This window comes from Streptomyces sp. NPDC031497, from assembly GCF_055580905.1.
Genome location: NZ_JBVIKO010000020.1, coordinates 198,362 through 215,866 on the forward strand (window position 1 = coordinate 198,362; position 17,505 = coordinate 215,866).

Below are 17,505 nucleotides of genomic sequence, written 5' to 3' on the forward strand. Positions count from 1 at the left end.
TATCACCGGCTGGGGGTTTTATGGATCTGGATCTGCGCAAACTGCGTTACTTCGTCACCGTGGCCGACCTGCTGCATTTCGGCCGCGCCGCCGATGAGCTGCATATCGCGCAGCCGGTGCTCAGTCGGCAGATCCGCGCGCTCGAGCAGGATCTCGGTGCCTCGCTGTTCACCAGGGATCGCCACGGAGTAGAGCTGACAGACGCGGGCCGGCAACTGCTGGCCGACGCCGGTCCGCTGCTCGCCTCAACCCACGCGGTGCGCCGCAGGGTGTCCGCGGCCGCCGGCGGCAAGCGGCGGCTGATGGTCGGTTTCCGGGCCGGCATCGCCGTCACCCCGGCGGCCCGTGCGTTCGAGGACCGGCACCCGGACGTGGTCGTGGACCTGCAGCGGATCGAAGGGGACGACCAGGCTGCGATGCTGCTCGACGGCCGCATCGACGTCGGCTATGTGCGGCTGCCCATCGACGAGGCCGGCCTGCGCGTCACCCCGCTGTACACCGAGCCGCGGATAGCGGTACTGCCCGCCGGACACCGGTTTGCCGGCAAGAAGGAGGTCACCGAGGCCGACCTGGCCGGCGAACCGCTGGTCTGGCACGGTGACCCGAGCACGCAGCCCACCAAGCGCCCGCACCCTGATGCCGGGTACCCGGTGCGTGGGGTGGACGAGACGCTCGAGCATGTCGCGGCCGGACGGGGCATCTCCTACCTGGCCCGTTCGGCGTCCGTGTTCTACTCGCATCCAGACGTCGTCTATGTGCCCATCCCGGAACTGGCGCCCGACCAGGTGTGCCTCGCGGTGGCGGCATCGCACACCTCGCTGGTAGTGGATGACTTCGTCACTGCGGCTCAGTCGACGGCCGAGATCACGGCAGAATGCGGGAACTACGAGATGTGGCAGCTTGGAGGCGACGCCGTCACAAGGCACGCTTGAGCGGTTCGACTGACCCCGTTCATCATGCGCCGAAGAGTGAGATGGCCTGACGGAGTGGTGCTGTTGCGGCTGACCTCTGAGACGGTCCCGTTTTTCGGCCGGTAGTGGTCCTGGGAGGCCACCACCTTCGACATCTCCGAGGAGCAGCAGGCCGCCCTCGCCCGCCGGGCCGCCGCGATCGGCATCGATCCGAGGGGGCCCGGAAGCACCTGGGACCGACTGGAAGTACGTGCTGCGGACGCGTCGCTGATCGCCTGCCGTCGGAGCGGAGCCGTTCACCGACGGTCTGCCGTTCGTAGCGTCGGAGTCGGTCCCTGGGATCCAGAACCCGACGGCGGGTTCCGGCCGGACGTGTTGGTTGCCCGCCTGTTGGCCTGCGTTTCGGGCTGGCGTGGCCGAGATGGGCCACCCGCATCGTCAGAACCTCGGCCTGCTGCGTACGAGTTCTTCATGCGCCAGCGCGTACGGACGTATGTGATCAGCCGTCTGTTAGAACCGGCGGCGCGTCAGCGCCCTGGGCCGAGGCGACGGCCTCGAACTCCTGCAACCTTCGAGGGTCGCCATTCTCCCCGGCGGCTTCTGCTGCGGCCTTCAACAGGCGGGCGGGGCGGCCAGTTCCGCAAAAGCCGGCAATGCCAGGTGCCGGGCGGCTGGTATCGCGTGCCAGCCGGTGCAGCCGCGTGACCGGTAGCGCGTCCAGCCTGGCCGAGATGTGCCACGTCAGCTCGACACTTCCTCCCGTCGTCGGTCATCGCCGGCTGTGGCGGGGAGGGCGTTGTCGATGAGGACGGCGGCGATGGCGGCGGCGGTGGGGAAGGCGTCGGCGTTGAGGACCCGGGTGCGGGCCGCGGCGCCGTCGATGAGCAGCGCGAGCTGCTCGCCGAGTTGTTCAGGGTCGGCGGCACCGGCCTCACGGGCGGTGTCGGCGAGCCGCGCGGCGACGGCTTTCTTGTAGTCGCGTGCGTACTGGGATGCGGGGTGCTGGGGGTCGTGGAGTTCGACGGCGGCGGCGATGTAGGGGCACAGGGGAGTGGTGGGGGGGATGTCGAAGGCGGCGAGGAGCCGTTCGCGGGGCGTGAGGTCCGTGCGGTCGAACACGTCGGACAGAACGGAGGGGTCGAACCGGCGCAGGTACTCGGCGACGAGTTCGTCCTTGCCGGTGAAGTGCTGGTAGGCCGTGCGCTTGGACACCTCGGCCGCCGCGCAGAGCTGGTCCATGCCGGTGCGGTTGATGCCCTGCTCGCGGAACAGCTGCTGGGACGCGCTGAGGATGCGTTCGCGGGCGCCCCGGCCGCGGCGGCGGCCCGTGGGGCCCTTCTCCAACTCCGTCATGGCTCCATGGTACCCCCGTTGGGTAACGACCGGTGTACATAGTTTGCGCCCCGACGGCCCGCCCCGTACGGTACGTACACAGGACGGTGTACATAACACCGTCGTCCCAGGTGCGCACGGCACCACCGACCCCAGGGAGCAACCATGGGAAAGCTTGACGGCAAGGTCGCGGTCATCACCGGCGGCACCACCGGCATGGCGCTGGCCGGCGCGAAGCTGTTCGTCGAGGAGGGAGCGCACGTCTTCATCACCGGCCGCCGCCAGGACGCCCTGGACGAGGCCGTGAAGCAGATCGGCCGCAACGTCACCGGCGTCCAGGGCGACGCCGCCGACCTGGACGACCTGGACCGCCTGTACGACACCGTCAAGCGGGAGAAGGGCAGCCTCGACGTGCTGTGGGCCAGCGCCGGCGGCGGCGAGCCCGCTCCACTCGGCGAGATCACCGAGGCCCAGTTCGACACCTGGTTCGGGCTCAACGCCCGCGGCACCCTGTTCACCGTCCAGAAGGCCCTGCCGCTCTTCAACGACGGCGGCTCCATCCTCATGACCGGCTCGAACGCCTCCCTCGGCGCCTTCCCCGGCTGGAGCGTCTACGCCGGCAGCAAGGCCGTTCAGCAGGCCTGGGCACGCGTCTGGCTCAACGAGCTCAAGGACCGCCGCATCCGCGTCAACGTCCTGACCCCCGGCCAGGTCGCCACCGCCAAGCAGGCAGAACTCTTCGACGAGGCCACCAAGCGCCAGTTCGAGTCCCTCATCCCCCGCGGCCGGATGGGCAGCCCCGACGAGATCGCCAGCGCCGCCCTCTTCCTCGCCTCCGACGACTCCAGCTACGTCAACGGCATGGAACTTGTCGCCGACGGCGGCACCACCGCCATCTGAACCGGACAACTCACAACCAGGGCAGGACATTTCATGAGCAGCATCAGCATCATCGGCACCGGGAACATGGCCCGCACCATCGGCACGCGGGCGATAGCGGGCGGCAACACCGTCCAGATCATGGGCCGCGATCAGTCCAAGGCCGCCGACCTGGCCAAGGCTCTCGGCGGCGGCACCACGACGGGAGAATGGGGCACCGCCCCGGCCGGGGACATCGTCATCGTGGCCCTGTTGTACGACGGTGTCGTGCCGGTCGTCGCCCAGTACGGAAACGCTCTCGCGGGCAAGGTCATCGTCGACATCAGCAACCCCTTCAACTCCACGTTCGACGGTCTGGCCCACCGAGAGGAGACCTCGATCGCGCAGGAAGCCGCCAAGGCCGCCCCGGCAAGCGCCAGCGTGGTGAAGGCGTTCAACACCGTCTTCCGTCAAGTCCTGGAGAAGGGCAGTCCCGACGTCTTCATCGCCGGCGACAATGCGCAGGCCAAGGCAGGTGTGGAGGCGTTCATCGAGACCCTCGGGCTGCGCCCGCTGGACGTCGGCGGCCTGAAAATGGCGCACTGGCTGGAAGGAGCGGGCGTGGTCACGGTGGGCCTCGCCAACCACGGGGTGGGCAACTTGGACTTCGCCCTCAGCATCACCGAACTTCCCGTCTGAGTTAACGGTTGAAGGATCACCGGAAGGACTCGCCAAGTAAGGCCGTGGCGAGTCGGCGGGGCAGCCGTCCTGTACGTCCTTCTCGAAGGCGAAGATCACTCCGTCAGGTCGATGACCGCTCCGTCCAGCCGTGCTTCGGCCGCCTCCAGCCCCCGGGCCGCCGGGCAGCCGCCGGTGAACTCGGCGAGCAGCCTGGTCACGCGCGTTTGGGTCTGGCTGTCCGTCAAGGCCGTAGCCCGGTGGCGTGCGCCAGCTGGACGACCAACTGCGAGCACCGATAGTTCTCCGGGCGGATCACGCGCCGCATGGCTGTGGCTTTGGGACTGTTGCAGATCAGCTCACGCGTCCCGATCCGGGACACCTGCGTGCCCCGCTCAGTGCCTGTGTCAGGTCCCTGCATGACAAGTCGAGTGGTCTGTTAATGCAGGTCAGTAGCTCGTCGCTTCGGGCGGATCCGCCCGAAGCGACGGCTGGGCCGCAGGCATCGCTCGCCGTACGGTGGTCGTATGGGCGGGGACGGGGTACCCCGGCTGCGTCTGGTCGTCGTCGCGATCGACGGGGCGGACCGAGGTTGTGCCGGGGGTGTGGTGGTCCGTTTCGGCGTCCATCGGCGCTCAACCGAACGGCATACCCGATCAGCACCCAGCTCTATGACCTCGTGACCTGGGAAAAGGTGATGCGCCCCCGGGCGCGAAAAGCATTGGTGGTCCCACGGCGCGTGCCGACATTCTGTCCGCATGCTGATCAGGGAAGCCAACACCGAGGACTGGCCTGTCATTTGGCCCTTCTTCCACAAGATCGTTGCCGCTGGTGAGACCTTCACCTATCCGATCGATCTCAGCGAGGAGCAGGGCCGCGACTGGTGGCTCCTGCCGGCCCCCAACCGCACGGTCGTCGCCGTCGACGACGCCGGAACGGTCCTCGGCACGGCAAAGATGAACAACAACCACATGGGCAACGGCTCGCACATTGCGAGCGCCAGCTACATGGTCGACCCGGCGCACTCTGGGCAGGGCGTTGGCCGAGCACTGTGTGAGTACACGGTGAAGTGGGCGCGCGCGGCCGGCTTCCGGGCGATGCAGTTCAATGCGGTCGTCGAGACGAACGTGCATGCGGTGAAACTGTATCGGTCCATCGGTTTCGAGGTGCTTGGCACGTTGCCGGAAGGCTTCCGACACCCCTCGAAGGGCTACGTCGGGCTCCACATCATGCACCGCGCACTCTGAGCCACAACAGAAACTGAGACAGACGATCCAGGATCCGCCACCCGCCGTTCGGATCAGCGTCGATGGACGCCGATCCGACCGGCAAACAGAGACCTGTTCCGCTGCATAGCCCCGTGAGCAGCGCAAAGAGGTTCAGACAGTGCTTCTCACGCGGCTTCGCCGCCTACCGGGACCTGCGTTCTCCTCGTCTGGGCATCAGACCGCCTGCCGCTCTGCCAGACGGCTCCATCGCCCTCGCAACCAGCAGGTTCGTCCGCCGGATGTAGCACAGAGACCGCATCGTGGAGCTGGCGTGTCCGAGCAGCCGCTGAACCTTCAACAGATCGTCGAGGTCGGCGTGTTCGGCCGGCCCTATACCGTCGAGAGCGATCTCCCAGCAGGCGACGCAGCTGTCCTCCACACCCACCTGGCCCTGCGGGAGGTTCGGCACACTGTCATCCGGATCATCCGCGACCATCTCCGCCTGGCATCGCATCCTCACATGCGCGCTCTTGGCAGAGGCACGACTTCGACTTCAGCAGTGTCACGTTCGACGGCGGAGATTTCTCGCTCTCGGATTTCACCGGCGGCTCGGTCACCTTCACCGGCGCTCGGTTCACCGGCGGTAAGGCCGACTTCGGCGGCGCTGGGTTCACCGCGGCGAGGTCTCCTGCGGCGGCGCTGAGATCACCAGCAGCCTGGTCTTCTTCACCGGCGCTGAATTCTCCGGCACCGCGGTGGTCGACTTCGTCGCCGCTCAGTTCACCGGTGGCCGCGTCTCCTTCGGCCGCGCCTGGTTCGCTGACGGCGAGGTCTGTCTCGCTATGGTGCGGGACCAACAGCACCGCCTGCCCCGCCACCCAAGCGAGAGTCGGGGCGGAGGCCGCGGCGACCCGGTCCTGCTCGGCCGGCCGGACCGGGACCAGTTCGGCGATCACCAGTTCCTCCCGCTCGGCCCGCACCTGCTGCGGCTGCTTGGCCAGCTCCTCGGCGAGCGCGTCCAGTTCGCTGTGGCGAGCCGTGATCCGCTCCAGCTACGGAGATCAGTGCGGTCTGTAGCGCCCCGGCCTTCCGCGGGCAGGGCTTGGCCGCCCGTCCGCCCGCCTGGTCCTGGCGATGGCCCCCGGCGTCGGCGTCCGTGCCCGCGACGGCAGGCCCTTCCTGTACACCGACGAGAGGCCCTTCCTGCACACCTCTGTGTACAACACCAACGTCATCCGGCTGCACGAGTCGCTGGGCGTGCGGCTGCGCGACCGCAGGGCGTTTCTCGCGGCGCGGGTGCCGGAGTCAGCGCGGCAGCAGGAACGCAGACGGGCGTACGAGCGGCGGTGGGCGGTCGCCCCTGCGACTGGACGTACACTCCACACATGGGTCGCACATGCGCAGTGAGGGAGTGCCTGTTCCAGGCCGCTCATGCCCTGTGCCCGTCCGTCGCATGCGCGACGGCCGTCGACCCGGTGAACGCGCCGGCGATCTGCTGTCGCGCGTTGCACGGCCACGGCTAACGATTCCGGGCATTTCTCGGCATTTCCGAGATCATTCCGCCTCTGTAGGCGCCGTTTTCTGCGCGGCCACCCCTCCCTACCTCTGCAACCGCACGGCGACAGTCCTCACCACAATTTCCTGCTTTGTCATCCATTGGTGCCCTGGCGCCGCCTGCGCGCCGACCGCCGGACGACCGGCAGCCGGTGCATCTTCGAGAGGACCCCTGTGAAGTTGAGCGAGCTGCTCGCCGGGCACGATCATGAAGTCATCGAGGGCGATCCGGAGACGCGGATCACCGGAGGCATCTGCTTCGACGCCCACCGCGCTGCTCCTGGATCCCTGTTCATCGCGGTACCCGGTCATCGCGAGGGCGGCCCCGAGTCCGTCGGACCGGCTCTCGCACGCGGCGCGGTGGCGATACTCATCGACTCCGCGGCGGCGCAACTTCCGGTCGCGACCTGGGCGTCGGCAGCCAGCGTATGCGTCGTAGCCGTCGCGGACACGCGCAAAGCAGCCGCGGTCGTCGCCTCCCGCTACCACGGGGAGCCAGGCCGGCAGATGAAGATGGTGGCCGTCACGGGCACCAACGGGAAGACGTCGGTTTCCTCCATGGTGGAGTCGGTGCTGAGGATCGCCGAGCACGCCAGGGTGGGGGTCATCGGGACGGGCGGCAGCCGGATCGGCGACGAACTGATCCCGATGCCGAGATCGGTCCTGACCACACCGGAGTCGCCGGACTTCCAGTATCTGCTCGGGTACATGCGCGACCGCGGTGTCGGCACCGTGGCGCTCGAAGCCACGTCGATGGGCCTGCTGACCCACCGCCTCGACCACTCGTTCATCGACATAGGGGTGTTCACCAACCTGACGCAGGATCACCTGGACGACCACGGCACCATGGAGAACTACCGGGACGCCAAACTGCGTCTTTTCCAGGGGCTGTGCCGGCATGCGGTGGTCAACGTCGACGACCCGGTCGGAGCCTGCATCGGGGCGATGATGCCCGACGCGGTCGTCACGTACGGCATCGACGCGGAGGCGGACTACCGGGCGACCGACCTCGCCGTGGACGCGGTCGGTACCCGTTTCACCCTGCACCACGCCGGCCACAAGTATCCGGCGGCGATTCCCGTGCCCGGACGTTTCTCCGTCTCCAACGCACTGGCCACTGTCGCAGCCTGCCACCTCGTCGGGCACGATCTGGCTGGGCTGGTCGCCGCACTCGAACAGATGCCCCCGATCCCGGGACGGTTCGAACGCTACGAGACCCCGGACGGAACGTCCGTCATCGTGGACTACGCGCACTCCCCGGACTCACTGGAGAAGGTGCTGACCACCATCCGCGGCTTCGCCTCCGGCCGAATCGTGACGGTCTTCGGCTGCGGCGGGGACCGGGACGTCACCAAGCGGGCTCGCATGGGGGAGATCGCCGGCACCTACTCCGATCTGTGCGTTCTCACTTCGGACAATCCCCGGAATGAAGACCCCGGGACGATCATGGATCAGATCGTCCCGGGCCTGCTCGCGAGCGGCACCACGTTCGAGCGGTTCACCGACCGCCGCCGCGCCATCTCCTTCGCCCTGTCCGCCGCAGGGCACGGCGACGTCGTCCTGATCGCGGGCAAAGGCAGCGAGCCCTACCAGATCGTCAACGAGGAACTGCTGCCGTTCAGCGACATGGCAACGGTGCGCGAACTCGCCACGCGGTAGGCGTACCGGCCTTCTTGACGCCCGGCGCCGGTCGCAGCGCCGGGCACGGGGACGTACAGCTGCTCCGGACGCCGGCCTGCTGGCTGATGCTGCGCCGTCGGTGACGGCTGTGAGGGCCGGGCGGTTTGTGCAGCGTGCAGCCGAGGCCGGACCGTACCGTGCAGGACCTGTGCGCTTAGAAGCTGTTGTCCTTCCGGACGTGATTGACACGTTTCCGCTGGTCGGGGATAGGTGTGGTGGTTCCGTGGGAGTGATGGCCTGTCGGGTCGTCGTTCTCCGGGAGGTGGCGTATGCCGTCGGTTGTTGGACTGGTGGAACAGCATGAGCTCGCCGCTCGGCGTCGAGTCGATGGGCTGCGGGAGGAGGTCGACCGTATCCAGGCCGAGCTTGCTGCGGCCGAGTTGGAATGGCGGGAGTGGGTGATCGCTCGCAGGCGGGTCGATACGGTGCTGGCTCTGGACGACGGTGTCACCGCCGAGGCGGAAGACACCGCGGATCCGCGGGATACGGAGGTGCAGTCGGCGCCTGGGGATGCGGCGAAGCCGAAGTCGCCGGTTCCGGTGTGGTGTGAGGGGCTGGCCTGGTCGGTGCTGTCGGTGGACTGCCAGCGCATCCTCACGGCGCTCGCGGACCGGGCCCGGCTCCATCAAGGGCCGCTGACCTGCCACGAGATGGCCGCCGTGTTCGGCATGGACGTGGTGCCGGCCCAGGTTGAGGCACTGCGGTCGAGGCGAAACGTCTGGTGGCCCGTGGCTGGCTGAGCAGCAGCCGGGCCGGTTCATCCTCGCGGCAGGTGTGACCGGGCCAAGCGGCGGGTCATGAGCAGGGTCATCGACCAGTAGACCATCGCCACGGCGCTGGTGGTGCGGCGCTCGAAGTCGCGCACCAGGCGGCGGCCTCGCATCAGGTGGGCGAAGAGACGTTCGACGATCCACCGTTTGGGCAGACCACGAACCCTCGTCGGTCGGCGCTGCGCTTGACGATCGCCAGGACCAGGGCGAACGTGGCCAGGCAGTACTCGACGAGGTTGCCGGTGTAGCCGTCGTCGGCCCAGGTCAGTTCCAGCAGGTGGTGGGCGTCGGCGACCTGCCTGAGCGGACCTGAGCGGCGATGCGGTCGCCGGTGTCCGCGGCGGTGACCATCGCGCCCAGCAGAAGGCCGAGGGTGTCGACCACGACGTGCCGCTTGCGGCCGTTGATCAGCTTGCCGCCGTCGAAGCTCCGGCTGTCCGCGCCGACGACGGCGTCCGCCTTGACGGACTGCGAGTCGATCACCCCGACCGTCGGCTGTGCGTCCCGCCCCAGTTCCTTGCGGGCCCTCGCGCGCAACCGGTCGTGGAACTGCTTGACCAGGGCATTGTCGCGCCAGCGGCGGAAGAACGCGTAGACCCGGTCCCACGGTAGGAAGTCGGCAGGCGTGGCCCGCCACTTCGTGCCGTTGTCGATCAGGTAGCGGATCGCGTCCAGCATCGCGCGGTGGCAATAAGCCTCCGGTTGCCCGCCCCGGCCCCGCAGCCAGCCCGGCGCCGGCAGCAGTGGCCGGACCACCGCCCACTCGGCGTCCGACATGTCGGTGGGATACCGACGCTCGTGCGCCCCGGGGTCTCTGGCGTTCCCGAACCTGTGAGCCAGACAGTCACACGCGAGAGTGGCCGAAGCGGACCCCACTCCCGCGTTGCCGTAGAAATGCGACAACAGGGCCTCCTGGACCGCACGTTGGCTTCGACACCCTTCGAGCTACCAAGAGGCCCTGCTCTCATGCACGGCAGCCGCCGCAGTCACCCGATCGACTGACTTCTCGACGAGATCGGGACGACGGCAGTCGCGTCGCTACTCGTGATCGCTGGGACGGTCAAATTCGCACTGCCCTCCAGGTAGACGGTCGGCTTGGTGACGCCCCGAGACCGCCTCGCGGGTTTGAGCCCGGTGTCGCGACTGACGAACCTGGCGAAGAGTCGTGTCCTACCGGCCCGAGGCGCGGCCAACCGCCCCCGCTACGTCCTACTTCTCCTCCGGCTCCCAGGCGCGGAGCAGGTCGAGCAGCCCTGCGTCTCCGTCAACGTGCAAGGAGTCGGCCTGGATCCGGTCGTACAGGTAGAGGACCAGCTCACTGGCCGTGCCGTGGACGGAGGCGCCGGCTGCGTCCGAGTCCTCGCCGGTCGCGGCGGTGGGCGCGGGGATGCGGGTGGTGCGTGCGCCGTCGCCGTCGACGGTGAGGCGCCAGGAGCGGCCCTCGGCGGCGTGGAAGTCGAAAGCCGTGGGCTTGTGCGGCCAGGCACTCGGCGTTGCGCAGACGGTGAACAGGAACTCCTCCACACCGTCGAGTGCCAGCTCGACCGGCAGCGGCTGCGGGGCGCCTCCGGCGAGCTGGGCGTCGTAGGTGTGCACCGCGGTCTCCTGGACCCGGTGCCGGGCGGTGCCGCCGGCGGTCTGCGGTGACTGCGACGCGGGCCACCACGTCCAGCAACTGCTCTCCGGTCCCGCCGCGCGCAGGGCGTCCAGCAGGAGGTGCGTCGACGCGTCCAGCCAGGCCAGCAGGGCCTCACGCTCCTGCGGCACTTCCAGCGCGGCGCGCGCGGCGACGGCCTCGGCCGGGGGCGCGTCGGCGGCCCCCGCGCCGACGATGGCGGCCCAGAAGCGGTCTCCCCCGCCCAGGTGCTTCACCAGATCGAACAGCGTCCACCCGGGGCAGGTCGGCACCGGTGCGTCGAGACCGGGCACGGCGGCGACCACGGCGCGGAAGGCGGTCGACCGTTCATCGATCAGTCGCAACAGGTCGGGGAACTCAAGATTCTTTTCCACGCCGGATGTCTATCACCGTGCTCCGGTGATCGGACAGCGATTTTCACAGTGGCCGCCGGTTGGCCATTGCGGACGTCCTCGCCTCCCACCGCTCGGGTGACAAGCTGCGCACTGCTGCGAGGACGCTGGTGGTGGCGGTACGCCAGGCGTCGTGCCTGTGGGCGCTCTGGCCTCGCCGCGCGGCCTGGCACCTCGGCGACGTGACGTCCACCCGGTGCGCGCGGTCATGCTGCCGCTCGATGTGATGGATGCGGAGGTGACGACGGCGGGGGAGGACCGGTCGGGTTGGGAGTTCAGGTGACTCCCGTTCGACCAGTACTCCTCAAGCCCGGAAAGACAACAACCTCTTAGCTTGTTTTTTGGCCTTTGGGGCTGTGGCGCTTGGTGATGTTCTGGGGTTGTGTGGTGGTGTTGCTGACGTTGTTGCGGGTGGTGGGGCGGCGGTTTTTGGACCCGTGTGGCGTTCCTGGTGCGGGTTTTGAGGGTTTCGGTTCATGGGCTGGTCAGTGCTGGTGTGGGCGGATGTTCCGGAATTCTCGACGTCCAGGGGTCGCTGGCCTTGGGGTTGCGGAGTTCCGGTCTGCTGTTGTTGGTTCCTTTCCCGGGCGGTCGCCATGTTTTTGGTGGTGTCCGGGATTACGTTGTCTCTGAAGGGCGAGAGGTGTCGCGGGTCAGCCTGGCATGCTGGTCGTCGGCGTTTTGCGGAGTCTTGTCACATCGCGGATGGGTGGGGCGCCGAACAGGCGTTTGTACTCGCGGTTGAATTGGGATGGGCTTTCGTAGCCCACCGCGTAGCTGGCGGTGGTGGCGTCGGCGGTGCCGTCGAGGATCAGTTTCCGTGCTTCGTTCAAGCGCAGTTGTTTCTGGAATTGCAGCGGGCTCATTGCCGTGACCTGTTTGAAGTGCTCGTAGAATGACGAGAGGCTCATGGAGGCGGATTCGGCGAGGGCCGGCATGCGCAGCGGTTTGGTGAAGTTGGCGCGGATGAAATCGACGGCGTGCTTGATCTGTGACAGTCGGCTGTCCTGGGTGGCGATCTGGCGCAGGAGGTTGGCGTGCGGTCCGCGCAGAAGCCGGTAGGAGACCTCGCGCCGTGTGGCTGCACCGAGTGCGGCCAGTTCGTGCGGGTCGTCGAGGTGATGGAGCAGGCGGATGAGCGGGTCGAGGAGTTCGGGGGCGAGTGGCGCTGCGGTCAGTCCGAGCTCGGGGACTCCAGTGGAGATGATGGGCGGCAGATCGAGCAAGAGTTCAGCCAGCACGGCGGGGTCGAGGGTGAGTCTCAAGCCCAGGAACGGATCGGTGTCGCTCGGCTCGATCACTGCGTCGGTGACCGGGAGTTCAAGGCATGCCAGCGTGGCGGTTCCGGGCGCGAAGTCGACCCGTCGTGTTCCGATGGTCGCTCGCTTGCGTCCGCAGACCACGACGCACAGGGCGGGCTCGTCGAGCCACCGTCCTTCTGGTTTCACTATGGGATCGCGGTAGGTCCAGCTCCGGAACAGGCTCAGCGCGGGATCGGCGGTCTGGTGCAGACCGTCCTCGGCGCAGCGGTTTTCCAGCTCGGAACGCAAGTCCTCTCGCATGGTCCTCGGCCTTTCACCGGCTCCGACGGGGGCGATTCGCTCCAAGGTATCTCACCCATCCAGACGGTCCTCGGAAGTTCAGGCAATAATTGCGGAGGATCTCTCTACAGGTGAGGACTGCTTCGAACCTAGCGTCGGGGAGGAAGGCACAACCTCTAGGAGCAGGTCATGACCCAACTCATCCGACCCGGCGAGCGCTCCGTCCCGGAGTTCGCCGCCGGCCCCGCAAAGCAGCTGCTGATCGACGGCCGGTGGGTCGACGCGCAGTCGGGCGAAACTGTGGTATCGGTCGATCCGACCACCGGCCGGCCGCTGCCCGGGCTGGCCCGCGGCGCTGCTGCAGACATCGGTCTGGCGGTTGCCGCGGCTCGCCGCGCGTTCGAGGGCGCCTGGGGTGGTTTCCGCCCCCGTGACCGCGCCCGTGTGCTGAACCGTCTGGCCGATCTGATCGAGGCACGGTCCGAGGAGTTCGCGACGGTCGACGCGGTCGACATGGGCGTCCCGCTCAACGTTGCCCGCTGGATGGCGGCGACGGCTGTCAGCACTTTCCGGTACGCGGCCTCGATGGCGCTGGACATCCACGGAGACACCGTGGAGAGTTCGCTGCCGGCCTCGATGTTCACCTACACCCTCAAGGAGCCGGTCGGAGTCGTCGGAGCCATCATCCCCTGGAACGGCCCACTGTTCGCCGCGTCCTGGAAGCTGGCGCCGGCGCTTGCCGCCGGCTGCACTGTCGTGCTCAAGCCGGCCGAGCAGGCGTCGCTGACACCGCTGCTGCTGGGGCAGCTGTTCCAGGAAGCCGGATTCCCTCCCGGCGTGGTGAACATCGTCACCGGGGTAGGCGAAGCCGGTGCAGCCCTCGTCGAACATCACGACGTCGACAAGATCGCTTTCACCGGCAGCACCGCCACCGGTCAGCGCATCATCCAGGCGTCGGCCGGCACCGTGAAGCGACTGACCCTCGAACTCGGCGGTAAGTCGCCGCACATCGTCTTCGCCGACGCCGACCTCGACGCCGCCGCAGTCTCCGCGGCGATGGGCGCGTTCTCGCTGTCCGGTCAGATCTGCTCCGCGGGTACCCGTCTGTATGTCGAACGCGGTATCTACGACGAGTTCACCGAGAAGGTGGCGGAAATCGGCCGGTCGCTTCGTCTGGGTGACCCGCTCGACGCCACGACCGACCTCGGGCCGCTGGTCTCGCGCGAGCAGCTGGACCGCGTGTCGTTCTACCTCGAAGACGGCGCGGCCCAAGGAGCCGTTGCCCGCAGCGGCGGCGCCCGGGCCACCGCCGGAGCACTGGCCGACGGCTTCTTCGTCCCGCCGACCCTCTTCACCGGCGTCACCGACGATATGAGGATCGTCCGCGAGGAGATCTTCGGCCCGGTCCTGTCGGCCCTCCCGTTCGACGACATCGACGACGTGATCAAGCGCGCCAACGACACCCCGTACGGGCTGGCGAGCGGCGTCTGGACCCGGGACGTCGGCCGCGCCCACACCGTCGCACGCGGCCTGCGCGCCGGCATGGTGTTCGTCAACAACTACAGCGCCACCGACCCCGCTCTCCCGTTCGGCGGGTACAAGAGGTCCGGTTACGGACGGGAGAACGGCCGCGAATCGATCGAGGCCTATCTGGAGACCAAGGCCGTCTACCTGCAGACCGCCTGACGTCGCCCGCTCCCCGGACGGCCCCGCCGGCCCCGGCCCCCCGACAGCAACGCACTGCACGTTTCCTGCTCCAGGCCGCCGTCGGCGGGGCGCCGCCCGCCCCTGCCTCGCCATTCCGCCTTGCCGGATACCCCGTCGGCGCAGGTAGGCGCGGGTGGCAGGGCTGCGGTACGCCTGGTCGGCGGCTCACGCTGTTGGGCGTGCGGCGAGGGCGCCCTGAGCCGGTTCGAGGTACCCGGATTTGGTCCACCACCTTCTCGAACGGGGTGCAGTCGGCCCGCTCGCCCGGCGTGATGACCAGCGACAGCGGGCGACACCTGCCGTCAACAGCGAGATGGACCTTGGTGGTCAGCCCGCCGCGGGAGCGACCGAGTCCTTCACCTGCCGCCCCGCCACCGGCAGCAGGGTGCGCATGTGCGCGCGCATCTGAACTGATCTTCCTGCGGCCCCCTTTGAAGCGGCGGGCGGTGCCTTCCTCGGCGCCCCGGCAGCGTGCTGGTGGGCACGCACCGAGGCGGAGCCGACGTTGACGTCCCAGTCGATTTCTCCGGCGGCGTCGGCCAGGGCCTGCAGATACTGGAGGAGCCGCCCCAGGTGCCGACGGCTGACCACAGTGCGTGCCGTTTGTGGACGGTCTGCCACGGGATGAAGCGTTCGGGCAGCTTGCGCCACTGGCAGCCGCTGCTGAGCCGGTGAATGATCCCGTTGATCACCTGCAGCAGTTGCAGGTCGGCCAGCTGTGACTCCACTTCCTGAAGAACACCGAGCACGACGCGGTTGTGCAGCGGGCTCTCTGCCTCGCCGGCCATGGCACGAATTTCGGTGGGGATGCGCCGGGTGACACCAGTGACGACGTCCGGGAAGTGAACGGGGAAGGTGGCCAGATCCCAGCCCGCTGCCTCGGCGGCCTCGGTCCAGTAACGCAAGGCGGCAGCGCCGTCTCGTCGGCCGGGAAAGTCGGCGCTGAGGGCGGGCTGTTCCTCCACCAACATTTGAATCATGAGCAGGACGTGCTGCACGATCCCGGTCGGCTGGCTCTAACAGTGGGTACTGACCCCGTCGGCGCGAACTTCTTCGACTCCCTGGTCAACCGCCCGGCGGATCGCCTTCTCCGCGGCTCGCGTCTCGCGCTTGCCGATCGCGGCATCGAGTGCCGCTGCGCCGATCGGCTTGGCGGCCTTGCCCGATAGGGAGGCGGTGACACCAGCGGCAATCTTGGCGGTGATCGGATCCAACACCAGCACTCCGAAAGGGGAAGAAAGCGAAGCCGACGTACCAAAGGTGCTCATTGTGCTTCTTCAGCGTTGCCGTTCCGGTCAGTGCGGCCCTGGCGATTGCCGTCTTGCCGTTGGGGCTGTGCCGGGATCGGCGGAAAACTTGTCAGGACTTCAGTCATGCAACGCAGCGCTCGACGGGCGACCGGCACACGCGCACGGCCCGAACGGCGTGCCCGATCCAGCGGGAACGGGTTGATGACCGGTCCGCTGCCTTCCTCGAGGTGGAAGTCGTAGAACGAGCGGAGCGTGGTCTCGCAGTGCCACCGGCTACGCACCGCGTACTTCCGCCCCGCAGCCGGCCTTCCGGTCACCGGATTCGACGCTCCCGGCGGCAGCTTGCCCTTCCGCCGCGGCGTCGGCGCCGTCTTTACCGTCAGTCCCGCCCCTTGATGCCGCCAATGCACCCGCACCGGCTTGTCCGCGATCGCCATCCACCGCATGAAGTCCCGAGCATCCACCCGCTCCGCCCGATCTCCCAGACCGCCAGGAACCGCCACCACCTCAGCAGATCCATCCCGTACGACCGGATCGTCGAAGACGGCTTCGCCAGAGCCTGCAGCTCAGCGAAGAAGGCTTCTGCCGGTTCAACCACCGAGCCACTGCCATCCACCAGCTGGTACGGCATCCCCGGGTCGGCGGTCTCCATCAGCCGCCCCAACTGCGGCAGCACAAACCCCGTCAGATCTCTCTCCGGACCACTATGTCCGAGCAAGGCCCGGAAGATAGCAGGGTCAGCCCCTGACCTGCAGATTTACGGTTACTAGTTCGGTCGATGTGGCGGTGCCGGTTCACGTGGGCGGCGTGACCGAGGGCCACTTGGTCCGTTTCCAGCAGTGTCACGTGGACGATATGGCCCGGGTGCGGGTGCGGGTGTGTAGGTACTGCGAGGTCGAGGGCCGGGAGGTCCGATCCGGCGGGATCGCCAAGGGTTACGAACGCACGATGTCCCTGGTCATCCCGATCACGGAAGGGGACCGGAGCCCCTTGCCGCGTTCGCCGCGAGGGCGGTGCTGGTCGTCCCGCCTGCGCCGCACCCGGCCTCGCCCGCCGCATCGCGGTCCGCCGCGCCGTCCGCCAGCTGCTGCGCGACCTGCCCGGCGCGTGACCTGTCGCGGGCCGTCTGGTGCAGTGGCGAGAGTCACTGCATGCTGCCGGGCGCGGCTTGATGACCTGCGGGTTGTGGGGTAGATGGTTGTCATCCTGCACGTATTTGCCTGGCGGTGTCGGCTGCCCGGGCAGGGAAGAACCCGCGGAGTTGTGATCACGATGGAGTACTCGGGAAACGGGCGTCCCGTGCCCAGTGACGTGCCGGGTCTGGTCCGGAAGGCGGACCTCGCCCGGCAGTTGGCTCAGCTGCAGCAGGAGATCGGCCAGCTGCAGGAAGCGGTCGTCTCGCACGCAGTCGTCGACCAGGCCATCGGCGTGGTCATCTCTCTGGGCCGACTCTCTCCCGAGCAGGGGTTCGAGGTGCTGCGGTTGGTCTCCCAGCGCACCAACACCAAGCTCCGGAATGTGGCCGGGCTGATCGTGAACTGGCCGGGCGGCGGACCACTGCCCGATGCCCTCCACAAAGCGCTGGAAAAGGCCCTGACGGACGTACGCTTCCCCTGACGAGCGCACGTCTCGTACCCCGTCGGCGCCCGTGCGGCCGGGCGCCGGGTGATCACGGGGTTGCGGGCGGGGCGGCTACGGTGTCGGCGTGTTCGCCGGTGACGAGGTAGACGATGCGGCGGGTGACGGAGACGGCGTGGTCGGCGAAGCGTTCGTAAGAGCGGCCGAGCAGCGTGACGTCGACCGCGGTCCCACTCTTCGATAGCGGCACCGGGGGGGGGGGGGGGGGGGGGGGGGGGAGGGAGAGGGGGGGGGGGGGGGGGGGGGGGGGGGGACCGGGGGGGGGGGGGGGGGGGGGGGGGGGGGTGGGGGGGGGGGGGGAAAAGGGGGGGGGGGGGGGGGGGGGTTTCGCTTGTTGGATCACGCACAGG

General features: G+C 68.3%; 17 protein-coding genes and 3 pseudogenes. 9 read left to right on the plus strand and 11 right to left on the minus strand.

Annotation, left to right across the window (positions count from 1 at the left end; translation table 11 throughout):
* Window positions 1-20: 20 nt before the first annotated feature.
* Entirely contained in the window at window positions 21-932 is a 912-nt protein-coding gene (locus tag ACZ5K7_RS34440) for a LysR family transcriptional regulator (RefSeq protein WP_468919679.1), read from the plus strand.
* Window positions 933-1,652: 720 nt separating this feature from the next.
* Here ACZ5K7_RS34440 and ACZ5K7_RS34445 read toward each other — a convergent pair.
* Window positions 1,653-2,264: a TetR/AcrR family transcriptional regulator gene (locus tag ACZ5K7_RS34445; protein ID WP_468919682.1), complete on the minus strand. Its 612-nt coding sequence runs from the start codon at window positions 2,262-2,264 to the stop codon at window positions 1,653-1,655.
* Between the two features lie 144 nt (window positions 2,265-2,408).
* On the opposite strand from ACZ5K7_RS34445, the gene ACZ5K7_RS34450 reads away from it, so the two are divergent.
* The 3 genes from ACZ5K7_RS34450 (at window position 2,409) to ACZ5K7_RS34460 (ending at window position 5,026) form a co-directional block, all read left to right on the plus strand.
* Complete coding sequence (locus ACZ5K7_RS34450) at window positions 2,409-3,143, plus strand: SDR family NAD(P)-dependent oxidoreductase (protein WP_351713939.1); 735 nt, start codon at window positions 2,409-2,411, stop codon at window positions 3,141-3,143.
* Window positions 3,144-3,176: 33 nt separating this feature from the next.
* Complete coding sequence (locus ACZ5K7_RS34455) at window positions 3,177-3,800, plus strand: NADPH-dependent F420 reductase (RefSeq protein ID WP_468919684.1); 624 nt, start codon at window positions 3,177-3,179, stop codon at window positions 3,798-3,800.
* Window positions 3,801-4,537: 737 nt separating this feature from the next.
* Window positions 4,538-5,026 carry a GNAT family N-acetyltransferase gene (locus ACZ5K7_RS34460; protein WP_468919687.1) on the plus strand — a complete coding sequence of 163 codons (489 nt, stop codon included), beginning with the start codon at window positions 4,538-4,540 and terminating at the stop codon, window positions 5,024-5,026.
* A 443-nt stretch (window positions 5,027-5,469) separates the two neighbouring features.
* Here ACZ5K7_RS34460 and ACZ5K7_RS34465 read toward each other — a convergent pair whose 3' ends face one another.
* Window positions 5,470-5,943 (minus strand): hypothetical protein, encoded by a 474-nt coding sequence (locus ACZ5K7_RS34465; protein ID WP_468919689.1) that lies wholly within the window; start codon window positions 5,941-5,943, stop codon window positions 5,470-5,472.
* Window positions 5,944-6,121: 178 nt separating this feature from the next.
* Between ACZ5K7_RS34465 and ACZ5K7_RS34470 the strand changes: the two genes are divergently transcribed.
* The 3 genes and pseudogenes from ACZ5K7_RS34470 (at window position 6,122) to ACZ5K7_RS34480 (ending at window position 9,022) form a co-directional block, all read left to right on the plus strand.
* Window positions 6,122-6,394, plus strand: a complete 273-nt coding sequence (locus ACZ5K7_RS34470) for a hypothetical protein (RefSeq protein ID WP_468919692.1) — start codon at window positions 6,122-6,124, stop codon at window positions 6,392-6,394.
* Between the two features lie 321 nt (window positions 6,395-6,715).
* Window positions 6,716-8,200, plus strand: coding sequence for a UDP-N-acetylmuramoyl-L-alanyl-D-glutamate--2,6-diaminopimelate ligase (locus ACZ5K7_RS34475; protein WP_468919695.1), 1,485 nt, complete (start codon window positions 6,716-6,718; stop codon window positions 8,198-8,200).
* Between the two features lie 290 nt (window positions 8,201-8,490).
* Window positions 8,491-9,022: pseudogene (locus ACZ5K7_RS34480) on the plus strand (hypothetical protein).
* On the opposite strand, the gene ACZ5K7_RS34485 reads toward ACZ5K7_RS34480, so the two are convergent.
* From ACZ5K7_RS34485 to ACZ5K7_RS34500, 4 genes are all read right to left on the minus strand, one after another.
* A complete protein-coding gene (locus ACZ5K7_RS34485; protein ID WP_468919747.1) occupies window positions 8,979-9,104 on the minus strand; it encodes a hypothetical protein in 126 nt (41 codons plus the stop codon). The pseudogene ACZ5K7_RS34480 and the gene ACZ5K7_RS34485 sit on opposite strands and share 44 nt — an antisense overlap.
* A gap of 151 nt (window positions 9,105-9,255) precedes the next feature.
* Window positions 9,256-9,768 (minus strand): transposase, encoded by a 513-nt coding sequence (locus ACZ5K7_RS34490; protein ID WP_468919698.1) that lies wholly within the window; start codon window positions 9,766-9,768, stop codon window positions 9,256-9,258.
* Between the two features lie 432 nt (window positions 9,769-10,200).
* Entirely contained in the window at window positions 10,201-11,001 is an 801-nt protein-coding gene (locus ACZ5K7_RS34495; protein WP_468919701.1) for a maleylpyruvate isomerase family mycothiol-dependent enzyme, read from the minus strand.
* A 671-nt stretch (window positions 11,002-11,672) separates the two neighbouring features.
* Entirely contained in the window at window positions 11,673-12,581 is a 909-nt protein-coding gene (locus tag ACZ5K7_RS34500; protein ID WP_468919704.1) for an AraC family transcriptional regulator, read from the minus strand.
* 168 nt (window positions 12,582-12,749) lie between these two features.
* Here ACZ5K7_RS34500 and ACZ5K7_RS34505 point away from each other — a divergent pair, with 168 nt between their 5' ends.
* On the plus strand, window positions 12,750-14,246 hold the full coding sequence (locus tag ACZ5K7_RS34505) for an aldehyde dehydrogenase family protein (RefSeq protein ID WP_468919707.1): 1,497 nt from the start codon (window positions 12,750-12,752) through the stop codon (window positions 14,244-14,246).
* A 232-nt stretch (window positions 14,247-14,478) separates the two neighbouring features.
* Here the strand turns inward: ACZ5K7_RS34505 and ACZ5K7_RS34510 are convergent.
* From ACZ5K7_RS34510 to ACZ5K7_RS34525, 4 genes and pseudogenes are all read right to left on the minus strand, one after another.
* A pseudogene (locus tag ACZ5K7_RS34510) lies at window positions 14,479-14,628 on the minus strand (transposase); the annotation flags it as partial.
* Entirely contained in the window at window positions 14,624-15,247 is a 624-nt protein-coding gene (locus ACZ5K7_RS34515) for a transposase (protein ID WP_468919744.1), read from the minus strand. The pseudogene ACZ5K7_RS34510 and the gene ACZ5K7_RS34515, both read right to left, overlap by 5 nt.
* 36 nt (window positions 15,248-15,283) lie before the next feature.
* Window positions 15,284-15,535: a hypothetical protein gene (locus ACZ5K7_RS34520; RefSeq protein WP_468919709.1), complete on the minus strand. Its 252-nt coding sequence runs from the start codon at window positions 15,533-15,535 to the stop codon at window positions 15,284-15,286.
* Window positions 15,532-15,954, minus strand: a complete 423-nt coding sequence (locus tag ACZ5K7_RS34525; protein ID WP_468919712.1) for a hypothetical protein — start codon at window positions 15,952-15,954, stop codon at window positions 15,532-15,534. The genes ACZ5K7_RS34520 and ACZ5K7_RS34525 overlap by 4 nt, the downstream gene beginning before the upstream one ends.
* A gap of 862 nt (window positions 15,955-16,816) precedes the next feature.
* Here ACZ5K7_RS34525 and ACZ5K7_RS34530 point away from each other — a divergent pair.
* Complete coding sequence (locus ACZ5K7_RS34530) at window positions 16,817-17,134, plus strand: ANTAR domain-containing protein (RefSeq protein ID WP_351713806.1); 318 nt, start codon at window positions 16,817-16,819, stop codon at window positions 17,132-17,134.
* A 52-nt stretch (window positions 17,135-17,186) separates the two neighbouring features.
* Here the strand turns inward: ACZ5K7_RS34530 and ACZ5K7_RS34535 are convergent.
* A pseudogene (locus ACZ5K7_RS34535) lies at window positions 17,187-17,324 on the minus strand (phosphate signaling complex protein PhoU); the annotation flags it as partial.
* Between the last annotated feature and the right edge of the window lie 181 nt (window positions 17,325-17,505).